Here is a 20,300-nt window from a genome sequence, read left to right on the forward strand (position 1 = left end):
GCATGGCGGCGCTGATCGCAGATAGGGTGTCGGTTCGCTATCCCGGCCAGGCGCAGCCGGCGCTGGACGGCGTGTCGCTGAGCGTGGGGCCGGGCGAGCTGGCGGTGGCGCTGGGGCCGTCCGGCTGCGGCAAGACCACCTTGCTCAATCTGTTCGCCGGCTTCCAGTTTCCCGACTCCGGCAGCGTGCGCTTCGGCGGCGCGCCGGTGGCCGGGCCGGGCGCGGACCGGGCGGTGGTGTTCCAGCAGCACGCGCTGCTGCCCTGGCTGAGCGCGCTGGACAACGTCGCCTTCGGCTTGCGCCTGCGCGGCGCGCCGCGCGCCGAACGCCGAGAATTGGCCGAGCGGGCGCTGGAGCAGGTGGATCTGGCCGATGCCGGCGCCCGCTATCCCTGGCAGCTGTCCGGCGGGCAGAAGCAGAGGATCGGCATCGCCCGCGCCTTGGCCGGCCGCGCCGGGGCCTTGCTGATGGACGAGCCCTTCGGCGCTTTGGACGCCTTCACCCGCGAGCAGATGCAGGAGCTGCTGCTCAAGGTATGGGCCGAGTCCGGCAGCAGCGTGTTCCTGATCACCCACGACATCGAGGAGGCGCTGTTCCTCGCCACCGAGCTGGTGTTGATGTCGCCGGGGCCGGGCCGCATCGTCAAGACGCTGCGCCCGCCGTTCAGCCGCCGCTGGCGCGCCGGCGACAGCGCGCGGGCGATCAAGTCCGATCCGGAATTCATCGCCTTGAGAGAACAACTGCTGGCCGACGTGTTCGCCCAGCGCCGACAGGAGGCATGGGCATGAGCGGCGTCGAAACCACCGCGGAGCGGGAGCTGTTGACGGTTTCCTCCCGCATCGAGGCCGGCCCGAGGCCGGGGCGCGAGCCGTCCCGGCTATGGCTGGGCGCGGCCAGCCTGGCGCTGCTGCTGGGCGGCTGGTGGCTGCTGGCGCATAGCGGCTGGGTGCCGGCGTTGTTTCTGCCAGCGCCGGAGGCAGTGTTGGGCAAGCTGTTCGTCGTCGCCGGCCAGGGCTTCATGGACGCCACGCTGTGGCAGCATCTGGAGGCCAGCCTGCAACGCATCGCGCTGGCCTTGAGCGCCGCGGTGGCGGTGGGCGTGCCGCTGGGCGCGCTGATGGGGCGCAGCCAGCTGGCACAGGGCTTGCTTGATCCCATGTTGGAAGCATATCGTCCGGTGCCGCCACTCGCCTATCTGCCGCTGATCGTGATCTGGTTCGGCATAGGCGAGCTGTCCAAGGTGCTGCTGATTTTCCTGGCCATCCTGGCGCCGGTGGCCATCGCCACCCGCCACGGCGTGGCCCAGGTCAGCCGCAACCGGCTGCGCGCGGCGCAGAGCCTGGGCGCCAGCCGCTCGCAGCTATTGTGGCTGGTGGTGTTGCCCGAGGCGCTGCCGCAGATACTGACCGGCATCCGCATCGGTTTGGGCGCCGGCTGGTCCACGCTGGTGGCGGCGGAGCTGGTGGCGGCCACGCGCGGGCTGGGCTTCATGGTGCAGTCGGCGGCGCAGTTTCTGGTCACCGACGTGGTGGTGCTGGGCATTCTGGTGATCGCCGCGGTGGCCTTCGCGCTGGAGCTGGGCCTGCGCGCGCTGCAGGATCGGCTGGCGCCTTGGCATGGACAACAAGACTAAATACAAGCAAGAGGGGATTTGAATGAGTTTGCAATTGACCCGCCTGAGCCCGGCGCTGGGCGCGGTGGGGGAGGGGATAGACCTGGCGCGGCCGTTGGACGATGAGCAGCGCCGGGCATTGAACGAGGCGCTGCTGCGCCACCAGGTGCTGTTTTTCCGCGGCCAGGACATCACGCCGCTGCAGCAGCGCAATTTCGCTGTGCGCTTCGGCGATCTGCACACCCACCCGATCTACCCGCAACACCCGGACGCGCGCGAGATCGTGGTGCTGGACACCGATGTGGTGGACTTGCAGGACAACGCTATCTGGCATACCGACGTCACCTTCATAGAGACCCCGCCGCTGGGCGCGGTGCTGGCGGCGCGGCAGCTGCCGGAGCTGGGCGGCGACACGCTGTGGGCCAGCGGCATCGCCGCCTACGAGGCGCTGTCGGCCAGCCTGAAGGCCAGGTTGGAAGGCTTGAGCGCCGTCCACGATTTCGCCAAATCGTTCCCGCTGGCGCGCTACGGCCTGACCGACGACGATCGCCGCCGCTGGGACGAAACGCGGCGCAAGCATCCGCCTGTCAGCCACCCGGTGGTGCGCATCCACCCGGAAAGCGGCCGCCGCGCGCTGTTCGTCAACGAAGGCTTCACCATCGCCATCAACGAATTGCCGGACGGCGAGGGCAACGCGCTGCTGCAATTCCTGTTCGCCCACCAGTCCAAGCCGGAGTTTTCGATCCGCTGGCGCTGGCAGCCGGGCGACGTGGCGTTCTGGGACAACCGCTGCACCATCCATTACGCGGTGGACGACTACCGGCCGGCGCGGCGGGTGATGCACCGGGCGACGATACTGGGAGACCAGCCGTACTAGTTTGGCGGAGTTGAGTCTTGCAGGCAGCAAAAAGGCCATCCTCAGGGATGGCCTTTTCATTTGAATGACGACGGGACGGATCAGCCGACCAGCCGCATCTTGAACTGCTTGCCCTTGATCTTGCATTGCGACAGCTTGGCCAGCGCGTCTTCGGCGATGGAGCGCTCCAGCGCGACGAAGCTGGCGAACTCGAAGATATTGATCTTGCCGATCTGGCTGCCCTGAAAGCCGGCGTCGCCGGTCAGCGCGCCCAGCAGGTCGCCCGGGCGCAGCTTTTCGCGTTTGCCGCCGGCGATTTCCAGCGTCACCATCGGCGGCAGCAGCGGGCCGCCGGGGGCCGGAGTCAGCTCTTCCACGTCGGCCCAGGTCAGGTCGGCCTGCTGGTAGTTTTCGATCTGCACCAGGCGCTTGGCTTCGCTGTCGGTGGCCAGGGTCAGCGCCAGGCCGTGCTGCTCGCCGCGGCCGGTGCGGCCGATGCGGTGGATGTGCACTTCCGGATCATGGGTGACGTCGACGTTGATCACCACGTCCAGTTCCTTGATGTCCAGGCCGCGCGCGGCCACATCGGTGGCAACCAACACGGTGGCGCTCTTGTTGGCGAAGCGCAGCAGGATCTGGTCGCGCTCGCGCTGTTCAAGGTCGCCGTGCAGGGTCAGCGCGTTGAAGCCCTGTTCCTGCAGCTCGCGCACCAGCTCCTTGCAGCGTTCGCGGGTGTTGCAGAAGGCCAGCGCCGAAGTGGGGCGCAGATGGCGCAGGATGCGGCTCACCGTTTCCAGCCGGGTTTCCGGCTTCACCTTGTAGAACCACTGCTCGATGTGGTCGGCGTTGTGCAGCGACTCCACCTTCACTTCGACCGGGTTTTTCAGGAACTGCGCGCTGGCCTTGCGGATGTCTTCCGGATAGGTGGCGGAGAACAGCAGGGTTTGGCGGGTCTTCGGGCAGGCGCGGACGATGCCGACGATCTCCTCGATGAAGCCCATGTCTATCATGCGGTCGGCCTCGTCTAGCACCAGCGTCTTCACGCCGGCCAGGTTCAGCGTTTCGCGGAACAGGTGGTCCTGCAGCCGGCCCGGCGTGCCCACCACGATGTGGGCGCCGTGCTCCAGCGAGCCGATCTGCGGGCCCATCGGCGTGCCGCCGGTCAGCGTCACCACCTTGATGTTGTCGATGGCGCGCGCCAGGCGGCGGATTTCCTGAGCCACCTGGTCGGCCAGTTCGCGCGTCGGGCACATCACCAGCGCCTGCACGCCGAACCAGCGCGGATTGAGGCTGGCCAACAGGCCCAGTCCGAACGCAGCCGTCTTGCCGCTGCCGGTCTTGGCCTGGGCGATCAGGTCGCGGCCTTCCAGAATGGCGGGCAGGCTGGCGGCCTGGATGGCGGTCATCTGGTGGTAGCCCAGGCTGTCCAGGTTGGACAGCAAGGGGGCGGGCAGGGGCAGACTGGAAAAAGCGGCTGGTTTCACAATGACTTGGCGCGGTTGGCTAAAGGCTGGGCAGTGTAACAGCAGTGAGGCTCGCGGCCAAATGCCCGGCGCATTTCCGGTTGGGAAAACGCCCGGCAGAGCCGGGCGCGGGGAACTGTCTATCTTGTTTTATCAGATGCAGCCGGTTTTGCCGGGTTAAGCGCTCACACCCGGAAGCGCGACACCGAGTCGGTCAGCCGCTTGGCCAGCGCCTCCAGCTCCGCGGCCGCGCCCACGGTCTGGCGGATGTCGGCGTCGTTGGTGCGCGCCATGCCGGCGATGGCGTCGATGTTCTCGTTCACCGTCTGGCTGGTGCGGCGCTGCTGTTCGGTCACTTCCACGATCTGCCTGAGGCCGCTGCGCACCTCGGCCACCGACTGGTTGGCCGCGTCCAACACGCCGGCCACGCTGTCGGTGGCGTGGCGGCTGGCCTCCAGTGATTGCAGGCCGGCGCTCACCGCCTGGCGCACCGCGTCGGTCTTGTCATTGAGCGAGCCGGTGACTGCGTCGATCTCGCTGGCGGACTTGGCCGACTTTTCCGCCAGCTTGCGCACTTCGTCGGCCACCACGGCGAAGCCGCGGCCTTGCTCGCCGGCGCGGGCGGCTTCGATCGCCGCGTTCAGCGCCAGGAGATTGGTCTGCTCGGCGATTTCGCGCACTTGTTTGGTCATGTGGGTGATCACGGCGGTGGAGTTGACCAGCTCGCTCTCCGCCTGCGCCATCAGCTGCACCGCGCTTTCCGCCTGGCCTACCTCGCGCTGCAGCCGGTGCAGGCTTTGCCGGCCTTGTTCCGAGCGCTGCAGGCTTTCCTCTGCGCCGCTGCTGACGTGCTCGGCCTTGCCGGCGATCTCGCCGATGTGGGCGGCCAGCTGGTCCACCGCCTCGGCGGCGGCTTGCGACTGGCTGTTCTGGCGATGGGAGCTGGCGGCCAGCTGGCCGGCGCCGTCGGACAGGCTGCGCGCAGACAGCGCCACCGCGTCGGCGCTGTCGCTGACCTGGCGCACCAGGCCGGCCACGGTGCCCAGCATCTGGTTGAACAGGCCGGCGGTGACGCCGATTTCGTCCCGGCTGCGTTCCGGCAGGCGGCGGGTGAGGTCGCCTTCGCCCTTGGCCAGCTCGGCCAGGCCCTCGGACATCTCCCGCAGCGGACGGGTGACGAAGCGGCGGATGAACAGATAGACCACCGCCAGCATCGGCAGCGAGGCGAACAGCGCGAACAGGATGCTCTGGGTGCGGAAGGCATCGACGGACGCGTATGGTTTAGCAAGCGATGTCAAAGGTGGATATAGCGTTTGGACAAAAAAATCCCCCGGCGCAAGGCTGGGGGCAAGGGGTAGAACCTGATTCATGCGGCGGGGATGGTGCCGCGTCCTTCACAGAATGGGCAGGGGATGCGAACGCTCGCGTCTCCTTTGCAGATCGGGCAATGCGATGGATGCCGTTGTGTCAGGAATGGAAGACTGCAAGGCACATGGCGCTTTCCTTTGCATTGTGGGCAGGTGATGAGTCGCATGGCGTCCTTTCCTGACGACGGACATATGACAAGTTGCGCGGTCTAAACATGTCCTGAAATTAACTTAATACATCAATAGTGAACATAACATGTCATTCCACTAATGGGCAAGCTAAGGCAACGTTAAACATCATATGTAGATGCGAAACGTCAAAGAAAATGGGAACAACGCTTGCGGTTAGAGTTGGGGCGAACATCGCAGAGGCCCGGAAGCGTGCAGGGCTGGCACAAAAAGTAGTTGCTGAGCGCATAGGGATGGAAACTGAGTCTTTGTCGAGGATTGAGCGCGGTAATGCATTGCCAGGCTTGGCGACTCTTGATCGGCTCGCGGATATCTTGGGTATCTCGCTGCAGCAGTTGCTGAGCGGGGCCTCCGTGGGGTTGTCGTCACTGGCGGCAACAATTCAAGAGGAAATTGCGCCACTTGATGACGCGGATCGCCTGTTTGTGGTTGAGCAAATCCGGGTGTTGTCTAGGAAACTGGCGGAAAAATCAAAGTAGAGTCCTAGACTTTGTATTAAGCTGCTAGCTTTGGTGGTTTACTGCGCTTAGCTGATTTCTTTTCAATAGTAAGGAATTTCAGTCCGGGTGGGGAGGTGTGGACTCGCATATGCCCTTCCCCTATTAGAAAATTCTTGTAGCTTGCGATTGCAACATTCCACGCTTCTTTTGCAACCTTTTCACCTGTTTCAATAATATTGCCATCTTCATCCACAATGGCCAGCAGTGCAGGCTTTCCCTCCGCTGTTTGAATTGTAAGACCTTCAAATATGACTGCGCTCATGTTGGCACGGTCAAGACTTCCTACCTGAATATTCCCGATACACATTTTATTCCCCTAAGTTAATTAAGCTATGGCTAGGTTGGTTTCTTGCAGCCTTTTTAGCCTGCATCTAAGATTTTTAATTGCTCTTTTCTCTCTTGTATGGTGTGGGATTCCTGTTTTTTTTCCATTAGGAAAGATCAGGACTGGATTTTTTCGTCCTTGCCGTAGCTGGCCTCCGGCTGCGAGGATTGGCGCAATAATAGCGTGGATTTCTTTTTGCATATCAATTGGTGAGGTGGGGTAATTAAACAGCCCGCTATGTGGCGGGCTGTTTGTTACGCTGCGTCAGGAAGAGTGAGAGGCAAGCTGAGCATGGTGTCGCATATGGCTAGCACTGCCCATGGTTCGCTATGGATATATATATCGCCGGTTTCTATTGAGTAATGCATTGAAAGATTCCGTTTGGCTGCTAACGCTTTTACTACGCTAAGCTGTATACCTCTCGTTATGACAATTATGCGAATGTGTGGGCCGGCATTCGTTTGAAGGTGTGCGTTTATATGTTCAATGCAGATAAGAGACTGGCCCTGAATGTCTGCTAGCAGTTCTTTCATCAACCGTAAATGCCTATGGATTTCTGGCATGGCTTTTTGTAGGTTATGGAATTGTTGTTGAATGTCGTCTTGAATTTTCATTGAGTGGAGTCCTGATGGTATAAGCCTGTTGGGAATTGATTATTGCTTTATTTTTTCCAGTACATAGAAGTTTTGCCATTTGCACTATGCTGGCGCTGTATGTGCAATGCGCCTATTGCCATGAGCTTAGCGATATCGCGCCTAGTTTGGTCAGCATGCTCATTTTTGGTTTGTGCGTGCAGCTGGGGAAAGGTATACCGCTGGCGCGATTCCATTGCATCAAAAAGCATTAACTGCCTTTCAGTCATTTTGACTCGTAGTGGATTGGTGAAGCCGCAGGCTAATAATTGCGACATCATCCCCTGCAGCGGAATGACGTTATGAGGGCGCGCTATCATGCGGCTAGCCCTTCCGGCAGTCCTTGCGTCAGGATCGGCCTAAGCTGCTGCAGGTAATCAGCCCATACCATTTGCAGCCGGTGTTTCGGCATGCGCCCCCATTCCGGACTTGCCAGGGCTTCGGCAAAGGTTTGGCCTTTGATACTGAGTTCTGCGATATCGCGGCCAGCCAGATCGGCATTTGGGCGGCGCAGTGTGACAATGCCGGCGATGCGCTCGCGGTTTTCGTGATAGACGCTGGAATCCCGGAATCTGCGGCCGTCTCGTTCAACCGGGCCAAAGTGTTCGTTTTCCCATACCACTATGGGGGCCGAAGTGCTGTCCAGTAGCGCCGCTAGGCCGTCTATGGTGTCGTCCATCGCCTGGCCGCCGACAAGTACGGTATGGATAAACACGCGGCGGCCTGCCGCGTTGAGTACGTCAATGGCGCCGGTCTCTGCTAGATAGCCCGTCGCTGGAATGAACGATGTCGCGCCGTTGTCGATGACTGCAGGGCCGTCATGCTCAAGCAACCACTCCACCATGGTGTCAAACTGGCGGCTGTTAATCTGGTTATCGTGGTTCAGGATATCCAGCCCCCGCGCTTGCAAGGCAGGGAAATGCATCAGGGTTTTGTTGACGGGATCGGTATCGACTCCCAACGGACGAATGCCAAAAATGGCCCAAATCGCTTGGGCGAGAAGGCTTGTGATGTGCGACTTGCCTACGCCGCCTTTGCCTTGAAGCGTAATGTGGGTGTCGTTGTATGTCATGAGTTCACCATTTTGTTTTTCCGTCTCTGAATTTCCCGTAGTCAAAGCGACCTGATCGGATTGACTGAGGCGAGGTCTTGGTGGCCGGCGTGGTTGCGATGGACATATTGGCCGCGCTGGCCGGGATGTTTTGGGTTGCTTGGGCATGGGGTGCTTTCTTGTTTTCCTCGCGGCGGCGTTCACGATAGAGCGCGTTCCGGAATTCAACGTGGCTCATGTGCAGGCCATCGGCCGCCAGTGCCTCGATGATTTGGGCGTGCCTGACTCCGCGTTCTATTGCCGCCTTGATTTGTGGTAGGAGGCTGCGGAATCGTGCCGCTTTGCTCTCGCCTGTTCCTGCTAGAGCCGCAAGCAACTGGTTGGCGTCTGGTTTGCTCATGGGGGCTAACAAACTGCTCACTTTCCGCTAACGGGACGCTTTCGGCGCGCTCACAAACTGCTAACGGCCGGTGACGCGTGCTAACGGAAATGAGCGTAAAAAAACGGCTGGTTAATCCCAGCCGTTGGCGGTGTCGGCGCGCAGGTAGATCCGTTCTGCACGGTCGTTGATTCGTTGTCTTGTGCGATTCCTGCGGGTGGCCATTTCTGGCGGTAGGCCCGGAGGGGCAAAGACGCGCAGCAGCTGTTCGCGTCGATGCATCTGCCGCACGATGTAATGGCGCAGGCTCATTCCATTTCGTCTATCAACTGCGCTTGCTCTGCAATGGCTTCTCTGAGCCAAGTGAGCGAGGAATCCAGATTGTCGGCCATGGCTTCCAGTGATTGGCCGTGAGCGGATCGCAGCTGACTTTCCGGCATTTCGCTGATTGCCTTGCGGGCCTCGTTGAGTTTGGCTTGCAGTTGCTCTTGCAGCTGCTCAAGCCCTTGCTTGAAGGCTTCCAGCGATGTCTTGTCCAGGTGGTGCATTTTTCATTCTCCTTAGATTCGGCAGCGCATGGCTGCATCCGATAACGTCCAATTGGGCGCTATCGGGTGCAGGCTTATGCCGACCAGCGGTTCAGGGACGCGCACGTTGTTTATCGTGCGGCTGGCCGGCATAAGCTTGGTGTCCATGCCTGACTATGTCGGGCATGCGGTTACGGCATCGGAACGGATGCCGTGACGTTTTCATAGATTGTTAATGAGCGGTCTACTTAAAGTAGGTTTGCACATTTTACAATCAAAAGTAGATGTGTCAACTAAAAGTTCATTTAAATGAACTTTATTTCTTCGCTTAGATGGTTCTATTCTAGGTAAGTTGTTATTATTCATTAACTTAGGATGTGTTGGCTGGTTGGCCTGCGCGTCAAGCCCTATTCTTTGGAGGGAAATTGTAGGTTGCAAGGTATATGCGAATGACACCGGAAGTTGTTTCGATGTTGCGAGAGGTGACGCCTTTGGCCATGGCCCAGCTGGTGCCCTGGCAGCGGTCGTTGCTGGCAATGTCGGATCAGGATGATTTGAGGGCGTTCTTGCTTGGGCTGCAGTACAGCTTGCCTGGCTCGCCTCCTTTGCTGCTGGCCAGGATGTCGCGTGACATCCCGTCACGAACACCTATCTTGGCTATCGATTTGGGATGGCCAGGGCGTTGGCTCGACTTGTATCGGCGTCGCTCATGGCATGAGGTCGATCCGGTGATCTTGGCCGGGGCGGGGAGGCCGATAGTATGGTCCGACGAACTGGTGCCGCAGGAAGGTGATAGTAGGCGGCTGCGTGATTTCAAATCAGCCTGCAAGCGGGCAGGGATGATGCATGGTCTGACCTATATTGCGGATCGTGATGAATGTAGGGTGATCATTTCGATGATCGGTGAATCGGTCGAGCGCGAGGCTTACACGAGGCAGATGCTGTCTTTGTTGCTGCCGTCCCTGGCAGATGTTGCCGCCCGCGTATTGGCGCGGGATGCACGAATGGCTAAGTTTACGGATAGAGAAAGGGAGGTTTTCGACTTGCTGGTATGGGAGGGGCTAACGCAAAAGGAGGTGGCCAAGCGCCTGGACATTGGCCTGAGTACGGTAAAGCTGCACCTGAAAAATATGAGAAAGTTACATGGAGTCAAGACTTTATCTCAGCTTGCGTATCGAGTTGCCGCTGTGGAAGGGAGTTAGAGAATCGTTGAAGTAAGTACAAACACGTAATTAGACGAAAGTCTAGTTTTGCTCGTTTGTTTGAACGCGTATAGTTCGCGCTGCATCTTCGAACTACCCAAAAAGCAGAAATAAAAATGCACAAAAATACGGAAAACACAGAGTTAGTTGCTGAGATACGAGTAAGAATTAGAAGTGATGGCAGCATTCTTGTTGACGAGTGGGGCGATGCCTCGCGCGCGTGGGCCTTTATGCTCAGTTCGGCGTCTATGATGGCGCAGCGTCGTCCCTTGCCTGCAAACGCGGCATAGGAAATTACCCTGAATAGAAAAAGCGGCCAACTGGCCGCTTTTACTTTTTCTTCTGCAGGGTGTCCGCCAAGCCTCTCAAAAAGTCCGCTAGCGCGTCGTCGCCCTGGGCGACTAGCCAACTGGCCAGTTCTTTCGGGTCGGATATGGCAATGGTCCGATCCGGGGGCGTGGTCGGTTCTGCCATGGGGGCATCGTGTCGGGTGATGGTGATGCTGGGGCTGGTCACGGTGATGTCTGCCGTGAAGCTGCCATATTCCAAATCTGCTGGTTTTACGCCAAAGAGTTCGGCTAGCTTTGCAAGCTTTTCCGGACGCGGTCGGGCTGCGCCGCTCATGTAGCGCCGCATCATCTCGTAAGTGACTGGAACCTGCGTGGAAAACGCCTTCGGTGCGAGGCCGTGCAGCTGCATTAGGGTGCAGATGTTCCGGGATAGCTGCGTTTCAGTGTTCTTTTCTTCAACCATAAGTTGAATGTTATCTGGATTAGGTAGCATGGTCATGTCTATTTAAGGTTGCTTTTTATGAACTTTGGATCGATAATCCCGGCCCATGAAAGAAGCAACACCTATTGACGCCGTTTTTGCCTTGCTGGATGGACCTTCCGCTGTCGGTCGTGCTCTCGGTGTAACGCCGTGGGCAGTCTGCAAGTGGCGGGTCAAGGTTCCTGCAGGTCGCTGTATCGACTTGGAAAAACTCACTGACGGACGTGTCCGTTGTGAGTCCCTGCGGCCCGATATCGATTGGGCCTATCTGCGCGGGACCGCCCCCTCTGCGGTATCGACTCCAACTTAGATTACTCCTCGTTCCCTTGCTGTCAGCGGGAGCGCTTGCCGGCGTGTCCGGCTTTTTTCTTGCGCGGGGTCGCCTGTTGCGGCCTCTGTAAATGACATTGGTAAATATGCTATCTGGAATGAACATGAATTGCATGCGCCATAGTTCGCACAAAACGCCAATAGCGGTGATACGGGATTACGTAGACCTTTGGCGCAAGCAGGAGGGCTTGAGCCGTCAGGCTGCAGCCGCCCGGATGGTGGAAACCTATTTAGTCATGGGTTTCGAACGCGTGTGGCCCATTGATTTCATGGTGGAGGGCGATGCGTATCAGGTGCTTAAGGCCAATTCGGATCGGATATGGCGTTGGCTGGATGATCAGATGAAAGAAAAGAACCTGCTCAATTGCAATGCCATGCCGGTGGTCCTGATGACATTGCCGCTGAGCATCCGCTTGCAGTGCTTGACCGAGTTGCTGGCGCCGCTGGGCATGGTTCCGGCTCAGTTGCTGATGCATGAGCCAGCTGGTAGCCATGCCGCATTGATGATGGTGGCCACGAAAGAAACTGGACTAGGTCTGTCAGCGTTTGCGGCCTTGGCCGAGGACATGACGCGAGAGCAGTTGACGAGAGCAAGAGCGGGCTTGTCTGAGTCGATCAGCGCCAATGCCGAGTTATTGCGGTTTGTGGACTGCGCTTTGGCTCAGCCGGCTGAAGGAAGGTAGCGCGCAGATGTCCGACTGGCTGCGCATGGAGTTGTACCGCATGGCTTGGAAGGTATCCAAGGCCAAGCCGGAGGATAAGCCGCGGCTGCGGCGCCGCCATATTGAGCTATTGAAAAAATCCTTGGGGAGCCGGGATGGAGTGGGTGAGGGTAAGCGGTGACGTCGTCGCTGATGCCGCCTATGTGCTGAGCTTGCCGACCATACAGCTACGAGAACGCGAGTTGAGGCGCTTGGGCCGAGTCTACGGCGCTGGGCATCGTGAAAGCGTGAGCCGGGCAGCTAAAGAGAACTGGCCGGCGGCAGAGTCGAAATTGCCGCCGTTGCCGATGGAAAAACACAGTAACCCGCGACTTGCCGCGCTTGCGGCGGTTGGGGGGAAAGGGGGGCTATGAGAATTCTGCTATCTGAACTAGAGCAGGCGACTTTGTTGGAATGCAGCTTGGAAGCATACCGACTGTATGTGGCCGGTTTGCGGCCGTGCATGGACATGCAGACAGGCATTGTCGGCCGAGGCTATCCCGTTAGCCGCGCCGTGCTGGCCATCAATTGCCAGTACGTGCCGCCGCGTGGCAGCCAGCGGCCGGCCTGGCGGCCGTCGCATAAGCAGGTTGACGCCTTGATTGAGGAGCTGATCCGGGTTGGATTGGTCAAGCGTGCCGCTGCAGTGCAAGAGGTGCAAAAGCTGGTGGTGAAACTGCCGTTGGCATTGGTGCGTCCGCAGGAGGAACGGGACATGAAAGGGAAAGGCAGAGGGGGAGAGCTTAAGGCGCTGAAAACCCTTGTCTGGAAACATTTTCCTGACCGTTTGAGGCGACTGGAACAGGACGGGAGCGGGTTGAATGAACGGGACATATCGGAGAATCAGGGAAATAAATATACATACCCCGCGCATGAGAGAGGGGCCGCAGGACCGACGAGCCCGGCGGTGACGCTGGTGATTGCCGCGCGTCGGCTGGGGGTGAAGGTCGGTGGCGCTGCCCACCCTGCCGTGCAGGCATGGGCAGATGCCGGGGTGACGGTTCCGACGTTGGAAGAAGGCATCGCCCGCTGTCGCGCTTACATCCCAGCGGATGAACAGATTCCGGTCAAATATCTCGCCAGCGTTTTGAAGTCGATGGATGGGGAAGGAAAACTGTCTGCAGGGCATGCCATACGCCGTGGGCTGCGAGCGGTGAAGGGTGGCCAAGCTGGACGGTCTGCGCCGGGTTGGCTAAGCCTGCCATCTACGGAAGCGCATGAGGGGGCGGCGGTGGCGGGGAATGTGAAGGGGGGCGCTGATGGATGGATTGAATAAGGCGCTGCGATATTTTGATGGGCTGGCTGTCTTGGGGCGCATGGTGCCGGCGACGGGCATTTGTACCGTGCATGGCGAGTATGAAGCCGAGCTATTGCCGGGGCGGAAGCCGATTTGCTTGAAGTGCAGTCAAGAGCGGGAGCGGGAACGCAGAATGCAGGAAAGGCGCGATATGTTGTTGTGGGGGTGCGGTATTCCGGGGCGGTATCGACAGGCGAAGTTCCGGGACTTGCTGCCAGTGTGTGAGGCGCAGGCAGCAGTCATTGAGGCATTTAAGGGCTGGGTGGCTTGGGTGGGGCGGGACCGCAACGCCGGCAACGTGGTGATAACCGGCGGGCCGGGAACGGGCAAAACCCATATGGCCAGCGCCGCGACCTTGAACCTGATTGGACATCGTGGCCTTGGGGTACGCTATGTGACGGCGGATCAGATGCGGACGGAGATATGCGAAACATGGGGGAGGCCCGGACGCAGCGAGCATGCCGAGCTTAGCCGCTTCGCCTCCTATCCGGTGCTGATCATTGATGAAGTCGAAATCCTGGACCCGAACGGGCATGGCCTGCGCTATTTGAATCGGGTGGTAGATAGCCGGTCGGCGGAAGGGCTGCCAACGGTCTACATCAGCAACCAGACAAAGGACGGTCTGCGGGACATGATCGGCTATCGGGCCGTGAGCCGGATGTATGAAAACGCCCTGATTCTGCAATGCAGCTGGGGGGATTATCGGGACCGCCGCCTAGCTGGCTGAGCGCGCCCGCATGGTAAAATTCAGACTAAAACAAAGCCCGGCGCGGATCGGGCTAAGGGGTTTCCTCGCTGACAGATTTGGGGGAATCGTAATGGTTGTTGATGTTGTGGGTGCGGTACGTTGGGCGCTGGAGCTTGTTGGGGCGGGTGGTTTGAAGGCTGCGCCATCCTTTGGCGAGGTGCGTGACGGGATGGTGTCGCGGGGGCCGGAATTGGCGCTGATGAACGCGCATGAACTTCATCGGGCATCGCTGATGATGGAGCAACGTTTCCATGTGGCGTTGATGGCAAGGGTGTTGAGCGGCAGCTTGCCGCACCTGGAAGGATCGTTCAAAGAGTTGACTGCCTATGTTGCTCATTATGGCCAAAAGGGAGGCTTGAACGCCTTGCGGTTTGGCCGGGAGGGGATTGCGTATTGGGTCCGTTACTGGTTGACCGGCATGGGGTCGTTTCGAGAGTTCGGCCGTGAGTTCGGGATCGATGGCCAGACAGCGGCAGCCTTCTACCGGAGCCATATCGAAGTCTTGCTTGATGGCTGGCTATCGGCGGGCTGTGGCGCACTGGAGCCGATTGTATTGCGGCAGATGGAGGATGATGTGTTGCGTGTGGCTTGACGTGGGATAAATTCCGCAATAACATGCCGTCAACACCGCCAGAGGTGCGTCCAAAGCCCAAGTCAACGACTTGGGCTTTTTGCATTTCTGGCCTATCTTCAACTTCCCTGTACTGCATTTTTTTCAAGCCCCGGCCAGTTGGTCGGGGCGTTTCTTTTTCTGGAGCTTCTATGCCTGTCGCACCTTCCCGCCCTTGCCGCTACGCGATGCAGGGTTGTCGCCAGATGGCCGCGCCGGGCAACAGCTGCTGTCCGGACCATGCATCCCATGTACGCCGGGTGGCAGATCAACGGCGGATGTCGGATGAAACCGTGGCCAAGGTCCGACGCTGGTATCGGCAACGCATCTGGTTTGCCCGGCGCGATGCCTGCCTGAAGGCGGCGCTCTATCGCTGCGCCACGGCGGGATGCGTGGAGCGGGCGACCGATTGCGACCACATCCGCCCGCATCGTGGCGACTGGTCGTTGTTCATCGAGTCGTCCAATCATCAAGCGCTTTGCCATTCCTGCCACTCGCGCAAGACCGCGCGGGAGGACGGCGGGTTCGGCAATCGGCGGCGCGAGGCCGGCCAGGGGGTAGGGGGGTGAAATCCTTCAGCCCGACCGCCTGGCCAAGACCGCGTGCCTAACCGCGTTTTTCTCCACGCTGGATTTTCATAGGGGGGGGGTCTAAATCCCCCCAACAAGCCCCGAAAGGGGCTTTTTTGTTTTCTGTCGCGTTCAACTTGCTGAAAGGCTCTGAAATGGCCGGAAAAACCCCTTTGCGAGCGGGTTCCGGCGTGATGCCCAAACCGCCCGCCTTTTTGACTTCGAAGCGTGGCCGCGATGTCTGGAAATACACCATCAACGCGCTGGACAGCGCCGGTCTGGACTGGACATCCGCGCTGCTGCAGATCGCCTTGTTGGCGGACAAGGTCGATGACTGGCGGACGCATGTCGAGGAAGTGGACCGCTACGGCCATCGCTACGACGAGGACGCCAACGGCGGTTCACTGGAAACCGATGAGTCCCGCGCCGAGCGGCGGGCGCGGGGCGAGGTGATGAAAGACCTGGACGAAGGCGGCTTGACGGTGATGGCCGCCGGCCAGGTGCGCGCCCTGGATCGGATGTTGACGGCGGACTTATTCGCCTCCGACCCGTTCGCGGTGATGGACCAGCTGGGCGAGGGCGGCGCCAATTTGCCGAAAAAACCGCCCTGGTCGATGACCAAGGCGGAAGCGCGTGCCTGGCGCGAGATACAGCCGCTGCTGCAGGCGTCGGGCTTCGACTATTCGTCGGCCGGCATCGCGCTGGGCCTGATCTGTGCGGCTATTGCCGACTGGCAAGCCTGCAAGCAGTGGATTTTGGACAATCGGGGCAAGATTTTCGCGGCGGCCAAGGAGACCGGCCGCCGGTATGAAGTCAGCGCCAGCTACAACCGGGCAAAGATCGCCAAACAGATACGCGAATTGCTCAAACGAAATGGAATGACGGTGGCCTCATGCGCAAAAACCAAGGCGCTAAGCAAGGGCCGGGTGATCAGCGAGGACTTGGCCGAGCTGCTGGGGTACATCAACGACAGGCCGGATTGATTCCGGCCTGTTACGTTTTACAGCCGTGGGATCAGTACGGCGTGGACGTGCTGGAAGGCCGCATCAAGGTCGGCCGCTATGTCCGGCTGGCGGTGGAGCGGCATTTCCGCGACCTGCAGCAGCAGGAAGCGCGCGGCCTGGTCTGGCGGCCGGAGATGGCCGCCCATGCGCTGGCCTTTTTCCCGCGCTACTGCCGCCATTTCGAGGGCGAGTGGTCGGGCCAGCCGGTGGAGCTAGCGCCGTGGCAAGCGTTCTGGATCGCGGTCGAGTTTGGTTGGTACAACCGGGACGGCCGGCGCCGCTTCCGCACCTTTTATGAGGAGGTGGCGCGCAAAAACGGCAAGTCCACCAAGCTGGCCGGCCTGGGCTTGTACCTGTTCGCCGCCGACAAAGAGGCCGGCGCGCAGGTTTACACGGCGGCGACGAAGCTGGAGCAGGCCAAAATCACGCACGCGGCGGCGGAAATGATGGTCGCCAAGTCGCCCGCCCTGCGCCAGCTTGTGCAGAACCACAAGAACAAGCTGTGGATACCTGGCACAGCGAACAAGTTCGTGCCGCTGGGCGCGGACGCCAAAACCCTGGACGGCTTGAACGTCCACGGCGCGATTATCGACGAATTGCACGCGCATCCCTCCCGCGACCTATGGGACGTGATCGATACCGGGCGCGGCGCGAGGCGCCGCAGTGTGATGCACGCGATTACCACGGCCGGTTTCAACCAAGAGGGCAGCATCTGCCTGGAGCAGCGAAATTACCTGATCCGGATTCTGGAAAATCAGGGCAAAGACCCGGCGTTGGAAGACGATAGTTTCGGTGGCGTGATCTACACGCTGGACCCGGATGACGATTGGTTTGACGAGTCGGTATGGTGCAAGGCCAATCCGAATCTTGGCGTGTCGGTATTTCTGGAAGAGTTGCGCACGCAAGCCCAAAAAGCGCGCGTGGTGCCGACCGCACTGTTCAACTTCCTGACCAAGCGGCTGAACATCTGGACGCAGTCGGTTGAAAGCTGGATTTCCCTGGACAGCTGGGATAAAGGCGCTGCGGTGGTTGATGCCGAGGCGCTGCGGCATCGGCGCTGCTATGGCGGTCTGGACTTGGCCAGCAAGACAGACATTGCCGCCTGGGTGTTGCTGTTTCCCCCGGAAAAATCAGGGGAACCATGGCACGTTCTACCGCGCTTTTTTGTGCCGGCGGACAACATGCTGGTGCGCGACCAAAAAGACCGGGTGTCTTACTCGACGTGGGCGCGGCAAGGCTATATCACGGCCACCGCAGGCACGCGGATTGATCAGGATGTGATCCGCGCCCAAATCCTGCAGGATGCGGCGAACTTTGATCTGCAGGCCATCGGCTTTGACGAATGGAACGCCGGCAAGCTGGCCAGCGAACTGACGGAAGACGGCTTGCAACTGGTCGCGCTATCGCAGAATTTCCAGAACCTATCTGAACCGACCAAAGAGCTAGAAGCCATGATCTGTTCGCAGTCACTGGCCCATGGCGGGCATCCGGTATTGCGCTGGATGGCCGGCAATGTGGTGGTGCTGCGCGACTCCAACGACAACTATCGCCCTAACAAGGGCAAATCGAGGGAAAAAATCGACGGCATCGTGGCGTTGATCATGGCGTTGAATCGGGCGCTGTATCACCCCATGGCGGAATCGTTTGTTTCCGCCTACGAAGACGAGGTGTGTTTGTGAGTAAGTTGGATTATTTGACGCTGCTGGTCGGACTGGCCGGCGCGGCGGCGGTGACGGTCGGCATGTCGCTGTTGCACGTGGCGGCCGGTTGGATGGTGGGTGGCGGCTTCGCGTTGGCCTGGTCCTGGATGACGGCGCGCAGCGCGGGAAGGGCGTGCTGATGTTCATGTCGCAGCAGTTTGGCCAGTCTGCGGCATCGCCCGATCCGGGGTGGCTGTCCAGCCTGCTGGGCGGCGGCGCCCGGAGCGCGGCCGGGGTGGCGGTATCGCCGGACAAGGCGCTTTCGATTACCACGTATCAGGCATGCATTACTACGCTGGCCGAGTCGCTGGCGCAGCTGCCGTGCGAACTGTATCGCCGCAACGGCGACCAGCGCGAGCGGGTAACGGATCATCCTGTTGCCCAGCTTCTGCGCCAGCCCAACGGCTGGCAAACGCCGTTCGAGTATGCCGAAGGCGCGCAGATCGCTGCCGCGCATGATGGCAACGCTTATTCCTACATCGAGCGCGACGAGGCCGGGCGGCCGGTGGCGCTGTTGCCGATGGAAGCCGGCAAGGTGGCGGTGCTGCGCGGTGCGGATTTGATGCCGTATTACCAATTTAATGGCCAAGAGCCGATGCCGGCGCGCATGGTCCATCATGTGCGGTGGTTTACGCGCAATGGCTATACCGGCATCAGCCCGGTACAGCTGCATTGCGATAGCCTGGGCCTGGCCCTGGCGACGCATGGCCACGCCAGCGCGGTTTTTGCGAATGGGACGCACCTGGCCGGCGTGTTGGAGCGGCCGGCGGTGATCGGCGGCCAGGATGTGAAGCCGCTGAGTGCGGAACGGGTGCTGCAGATCAAAGCGGCGTGGAAGAGGGAGTACGCCGGCCGGGACAACGCGATGAAAGTCGCGTTGCTGCAGGAGGGTATTACCTTCAAACCGCTTTCGATGACGAATGCCGATGCCCAACTGATCGACGCGCGTAAGTTGTCTGCCCTGGAGGTGGCGCAGATTTTCAAAATGCCGCCACACAAAGTCGGTCTCTTGGACCGGGCGACAAACAACAACATCGAGCATCAAGGCATCGAGTATGTGATTTATTGCCTGATGCCCTGGATCAAACGCCACGAACAGGCCCGCATGCGCGACCTGTTGTTGCCGTCCGAACGTGGCGAGCTGTATATCGAATTCAACGTGTCCGGCCTGCTGCGCGGCGACACGCAGAGCCGCTATGCCGCGTATGCGATTGGGCGGCAATGGGGCTGGCTGTCTGCCAACGACATCCGGCGTTTGGAAAACCTGCCGCCGATCCCCGGCGGAGATGTCTATATGCAGCCGCTCAATATGGTGGACACGCGCGGGTCGTCGCTGCAGGGCAAGCCTGATGCCAAAGTCTTGGCGGAGATCGAACGCATTCTGGTGTAGCCGACTGAAAAAAGCTTATTCCTATCTCAGGATCGTTTACCCGAGTATCATTCTTCTCTCCTATGGCGTTCAAGTGTGAGTCAAAGAGAGCGATGAAAAAACACGAATCGGTGTACAACATATACGCATTTTTTGAGGCTGAACAACTGCGAGCGATGGGTATCAAGAAGTATTATCGACAAGGCAGTGACCAGAAAAAATTAGATTTTTTACGTGAGCGCGCTATGCTCGATTTCTCATCGGTGCAAAGAGTGCCATTGGCGCAGCCTATATCCAAAGGGGAGTATTACTCAAGAGAGCGGTTAGGCAATACCCCAGAGATATTTGAACCCCTTTTTGCCTCCGTAAATGCGGGACAGACACCGCTTTACTGTGTAACACATATTGTGGATGGAGTTCCTGTGGTTGATCAGGTTATACCATTGGGGCCACTCGATGTGTCGGAATTGCCCGATGGTATGGGAAGGGCGGAAAGAATGGACGACTACCTGTTCAAGTATTTAGATAAAGAAACAGGCAAGTTTGATATGACGGCTTTGATAAATGATGACTATTTTGAAGCGATGCGACTGCTATTTAATAGTCGGCATTTTATATCATGCTTTAAGCTGTTGGTGTCATTTTTGGATACTGTTGCTTATGTCGAGTTTGGTGATAGACCGCCACGCACCACGCCAGTATTTATTGATTGGATTCGTGCCTTTTCCACTGCTGGTATCGCCGGGGCAACACCGGAAGAATTATGGGAGCTTCGCAATAGTCTATTGCATATGTCGAACCTTGAGTCACGAAAAGTTGCTGAAAGGAAGATTGTAAGATTATTACCTTATGTCGCTAGTAAAGACCGTGCGCCTAGCACTGATCCGATGACCAAGTACATCAACTTCAAGAATGTGATTGAAGACGTGGGAGAGGCAGTCGCTAAGTGGATTGCTACATACAACGAGCATCCAGAGAAGTTGAACACTTTTATCTTGCGCTATGATTTGGTGGTGTCTGATGATCGTTGGGCAACTATCACTAATACACTTGCAGAGCAATAACTAAGAACTTGCCCGTTTTTTTAACCGACCCGCC

At 59.3% G+C, this 20,300-nt stretch carries 27 protein-coding genes; 17 read left to right on the forward strand and 10 right to left on the reverse strand.

Annotation, left to right across the window (positions count from 1 at the left end):
- Positions 1-2 precede the first annotated feature (2 nt).
- From tauB to tauD, 3 genes are read left to right on the forward strand one after another with little or no spacing between them, the layout of a single operon-like run.
- Positions 3-788: a taurine ABC transporter ATP-binding subunit gene (tauB, locus tag VL52_RS14840; protein WP_046157752.1), complete on the forward strand. Its 786-nt coding sequence runs from the start codon at positions 3-5 to the stop codon at positions 786-788.
- Positions 785-1,633: a taurine ABC transporter permease TauC gene (gene tauC / locus VL52_RS14845; RefSeq protein WP_046157753.1), complete on the forward strand. Its 849-nt coding sequence runs from the start codon at positions 785-787 to the stop codon at positions 1,631-1,633. Before tauB ends, tauC begins: the two co-directional genes overlap by 4 nt.
- Before the next feature lie 22 nt (positions 1,634-1,655).
- Positions 1,656-2,489, forward strand: a complete 834-nt coding sequence (tauD, locus tag VL52_RS14850; protein WP_046157754.1) for a taurine dioxygenase — start codon at positions 1,656-1,658, stop codon at positions 2,487-2,489.
- 80 nt (positions 2,490-2,569) lie between these two features.
- On the opposite strand, the gene dbpA is transcribed toward tauD, so the two are convergent.
- Positions 2,570-3,952: an ATP-dependent RNA helicase DbpA gene (gene dbpA, locus VL52_RS14855; protein WP_046157755.1), complete on the reverse strand. Its 1,383-nt coding sequence runs from the start codon at positions 3,950-3,952 to the stop codon at positions 2,570-2,572.
- A 164-nt stretch (positions 3,953-4,116) separates the two neighbouring features.
- Positions 4,117-5,229: a methyl-accepting chemotaxis protein gene (locus tag VL52_RS14860; RefSeq protein WP_235429308.1), complete on the reverse strand. Its 1,113-nt coding sequence runs from the start codon at positions 5,227-5,229 to the stop codon at positions 4,117-4,119.
- A 395-nt stretch (positions 5,230-5,624) separates the two neighbouring features.
- On the opposite strand from VL52_RS14860, the gene VL52_RS14865 reads away from it, so the two are divergent.
- Entirely contained in the window at positions 5,625-5,966 is a 342-nt protein-coding gene (locus tag VL52_RS14865; protein ID WP_046157756.1) for a helix-turn-helix domain-containing protein, read from the forward strand.
- A gap of 16 nt (positions 5,967-5,982) precedes the next feature.
- Here the strand turns inward: VL52_RS14865 and VL52_RS24100 are convergent, their stop codons facing one another.
- From VL52_RS24100 to VL52_RS14880, 7 genes are all read right to left on the reverse strand, one after another.
- On the reverse strand, positions 5,983-6,294 hold the full coding sequence (locus VL52_RS24100; protein WP_186009496.1) for a hypothetical protein: 312 nt from the start codon (positions 6,292-6,294) through the stop codon (positions 5,983-5,985).
- Positions 6,295-6,566: 272 nt separating this feature from the next.
- Complete coding sequence (locus VL52_RS24635; RefSeq protein WP_144408871.1) at positions 6,567-6,926, reverse strand: hypothetical protein; 360 nt, start codon at positions 6,924-6,926, stop codon at positions 6,567-6,569.
- 47 nt (positions 6,927-6,973) lie between these two features.
- Positions 6,974-7,264: a hypothetical protein gene (locus tag VL52_RS14870; RefSeq protein ID WP_046157757.1), complete on the reverse strand. Its 291-nt coding sequence runs from the start codon at positions 7,262-7,264 to the stop codon at positions 6,974-6,976.
- Positions 7,261-8,016, reverse strand: coding sequence for a P-loop NTPase family protein (locus VL52_RS14875; RefSeq protein WP_046157758.1), 756 nt, complete (start codon positions 8,014-8,016; stop codon positions 7,261-7,263). The genes VL52_RS14870 and VL52_RS14875 overlap by 4 nt, the downstream gene beginning before the upstream one ends.
- Before the next feature lie 4 nt (positions 8,017-8,020).
- Positions 8,021-8,395, reverse strand: a complete 375-nt coding sequence (locus VL52_RS24640) for a hypothetical protein (protein ID WP_144408873.1) — start codon at positions 8,393-8,395, stop codon at positions 8,021-8,023.
- A 111-nt stretch (positions 8,396-8,506) separates the two neighbouring features.
- Entirely contained in the window at positions 8,507-8,686 is a 180-nt protein-coding gene (locus VL52_RS24645; protein WP_144408874.1) for a hypothetical protein, read from the reverse strand.
- Positions 8,683-8,922, reverse strand: coding sequence for a hypothetical protein (locus tag VL52_RS14880; RefSeq protein ID WP_046157759.1), 240 nt, complete (start codon positions 8,920-8,922; stop codon positions 8,683-8,685). The genes VL52_RS24645 and VL52_RS14880 overlap by 4 nt, the downstream gene beginning before the upstream one ends.
- 428 nt (positions 8,923-9,350) lie before the next feature.
- On the opposite strand from VL52_RS14880, the gene VL52_RS14885 reads away from it, so the two are divergent.
- Positions 9,351-10,103, forward strand: a complete 753-nt coding sequence (locus VL52_RS14885) for a helix-turn-helix transcriptional regulator (protein WP_160298950.1) — start codon at positions 9,351-9,353, stop codon at positions 10,101-10,103.
- A gap of 330 nt (positions 10,104-10,433) precedes the next feature.
- On the opposite strand, the gene VL52_RS14890 is transcribed toward VL52_RS14885, so the two are convergent.
- Entirely contained in the window at positions 10,434-10,892 is a 459-nt protein-coding gene (locus VL52_RS14890) for a helix-turn-helix domain-containing protein (protein WP_115617295.1), read from the reverse strand.
- A gap of 49 nt (positions 10,893-10,941) precedes the next feature.
- Here VL52_RS14890 and VL52_RS25685 point away from each other — a divergent pair, with 49 nt between their 5' ends.
- From VL52_RS25685 to VL52_RS24650, 12 genes are all read left to right on the forward strand, one after another.
- On the forward strand, positions 10,942-11,184 hold the full coding sequence (locus tag VL52_RS25685; protein WP_082113771.1) for a transcriptional regulator: 243 nt from the start codon (positions 10,942-10,944) through the stop codon (positions 11,182-11,184).
- A gap of 124 nt (positions 11,185-11,308) precedes the next feature.
- A complete protein-coding gene (locus VL52_RS23400; RefSeq protein ID WP_052717616.1) occupies positions 11,309-11,887 on the forward strand; it encodes a toxin YdaT family protein in 579 nt (192 codons plus the stop codon).
- A gap of 7 nt (positions 11,888-11,894) precedes the next feature.
- Entirely contained in the window at positions 11,895-12,047 is a 153-nt protein-coding gene (locus VL52_RS25035) for a hypothetical protein (protein WP_158021054.1), read from the forward strand.
- A gap of 228 nt (positions 12,048-12,275) precedes the next feature.
- Complete coding sequence (locus tag VL52_RS14900; RefSeq protein WP_046157762.1) at positions 12,276-13,181, forward strand: hypothetical protein; 906 nt, start codon at positions 12,276-12,278, stop codon at positions 13,179-13,181.
- Positions 13,165-13,929, forward strand: coding sequence for an ATP-binding protein (locus VL52_RS25420; protein ID WP_046168266.1), 765 nt, complete (start codon positions 13,165-13,167; stop codon positions 13,927-13,929). The genes VL52_RS14900 and VL52_RS25420 overlap by 17 nt, the downstream gene beginning before the upstream one ends.
- Positions 13,930-14,020: 91 nt before the next feature.
- Positions 14,021-14,542: a hypothetical protein gene (locus VL52_RS14910; RefSeq protein WP_046157764.1), complete on the forward strand. Its 522-nt coding sequence runs from the start codon at positions 14,021-14,023 to the stop codon at positions 14,540-14,542.
- A gap of 170 nt (positions 14,543-14,712) precedes the next feature.
- Positions 14,713-15,129, forward strand: a complete 417-nt coding sequence (locus VL52_RS14915; RefSeq protein WP_144410276.1) for an HNH endonuclease — start codon at positions 14,713-14,715, stop codon at positions 15,127-15,129.
- 155 nt (positions 15,130-15,284) lie between these two features.
- Positions 15,285-16,112, forward strand: a complete 828-nt coding sequence (locus VL52_RS14920; RefSeq protein WP_144410277.1) for a hypothetical protein — start codon at positions 15,285-15,287, stop codon at positions 16,110-16,112.
- Positions 16,113-16,153: 41 nt separating this feature from the next.
- The gene (locus VL52_RS14925; RefSeq protein ID WP_160298951.1) at positions 16,154-17,812 is read left to right on the forward strand and encodes a terminase large subunit; all 1,659 of its coding nucleotides are present in this window, start codon (positions 16,154-16,156) and stop codon (positions 17,810-17,812) included.
- Complete coding sequence (locus tag VL52_RS25240) at positions 17,809-17,973, forward strand: hypothetical protein (protein WP_186338638.1); 165 nt, start codon at positions 17,809-17,811, stop codon at positions 17,971-17,973. The genes VL52_RS14925 and VL52_RS25240 overlap by 4 nt, the downstream gene beginning before the upstream one ends.
- Positions 17,973-19,223, forward strand: coding sequence for a phage portal protein (locus VL52_RS14930; RefSeq protein WP_046157766.1), 1,251 nt, complete (start codon positions 17,973-17,975; stop codon positions 19,221-19,223). The genes VL52_RS25240 and VL52_RS14930 overlap by 1 nt, the downstream gene beginning before the upstream one ends.
- Positions 19,224-19,315: 92 nt before the next feature.
- On the forward strand, positions 19,316-20,266 hold the full coding sequence (locus VL52_RS24650) for a hypothetical protein (RefSeq protein ID WP_144410278.1): 951 nt from the start codon (positions 19,316-19,318) through the stop codon (positions 20,264-20,266).
- The last annotated feature ends 34 nt before the right edge of the window (positions 20,267-20,300 follow it).

The sequence above is a fragment of the Chromobacterium vaccinii genome (genome assembly GCF_000971335.1).
GTDB classification, from domain to species: Bacteria; Pseudomonadota; Gammaproteobacteria; order Burkholderiales; family Chromobacteriaceae; genus Chromobacterium; species Chromobacterium vaccinii.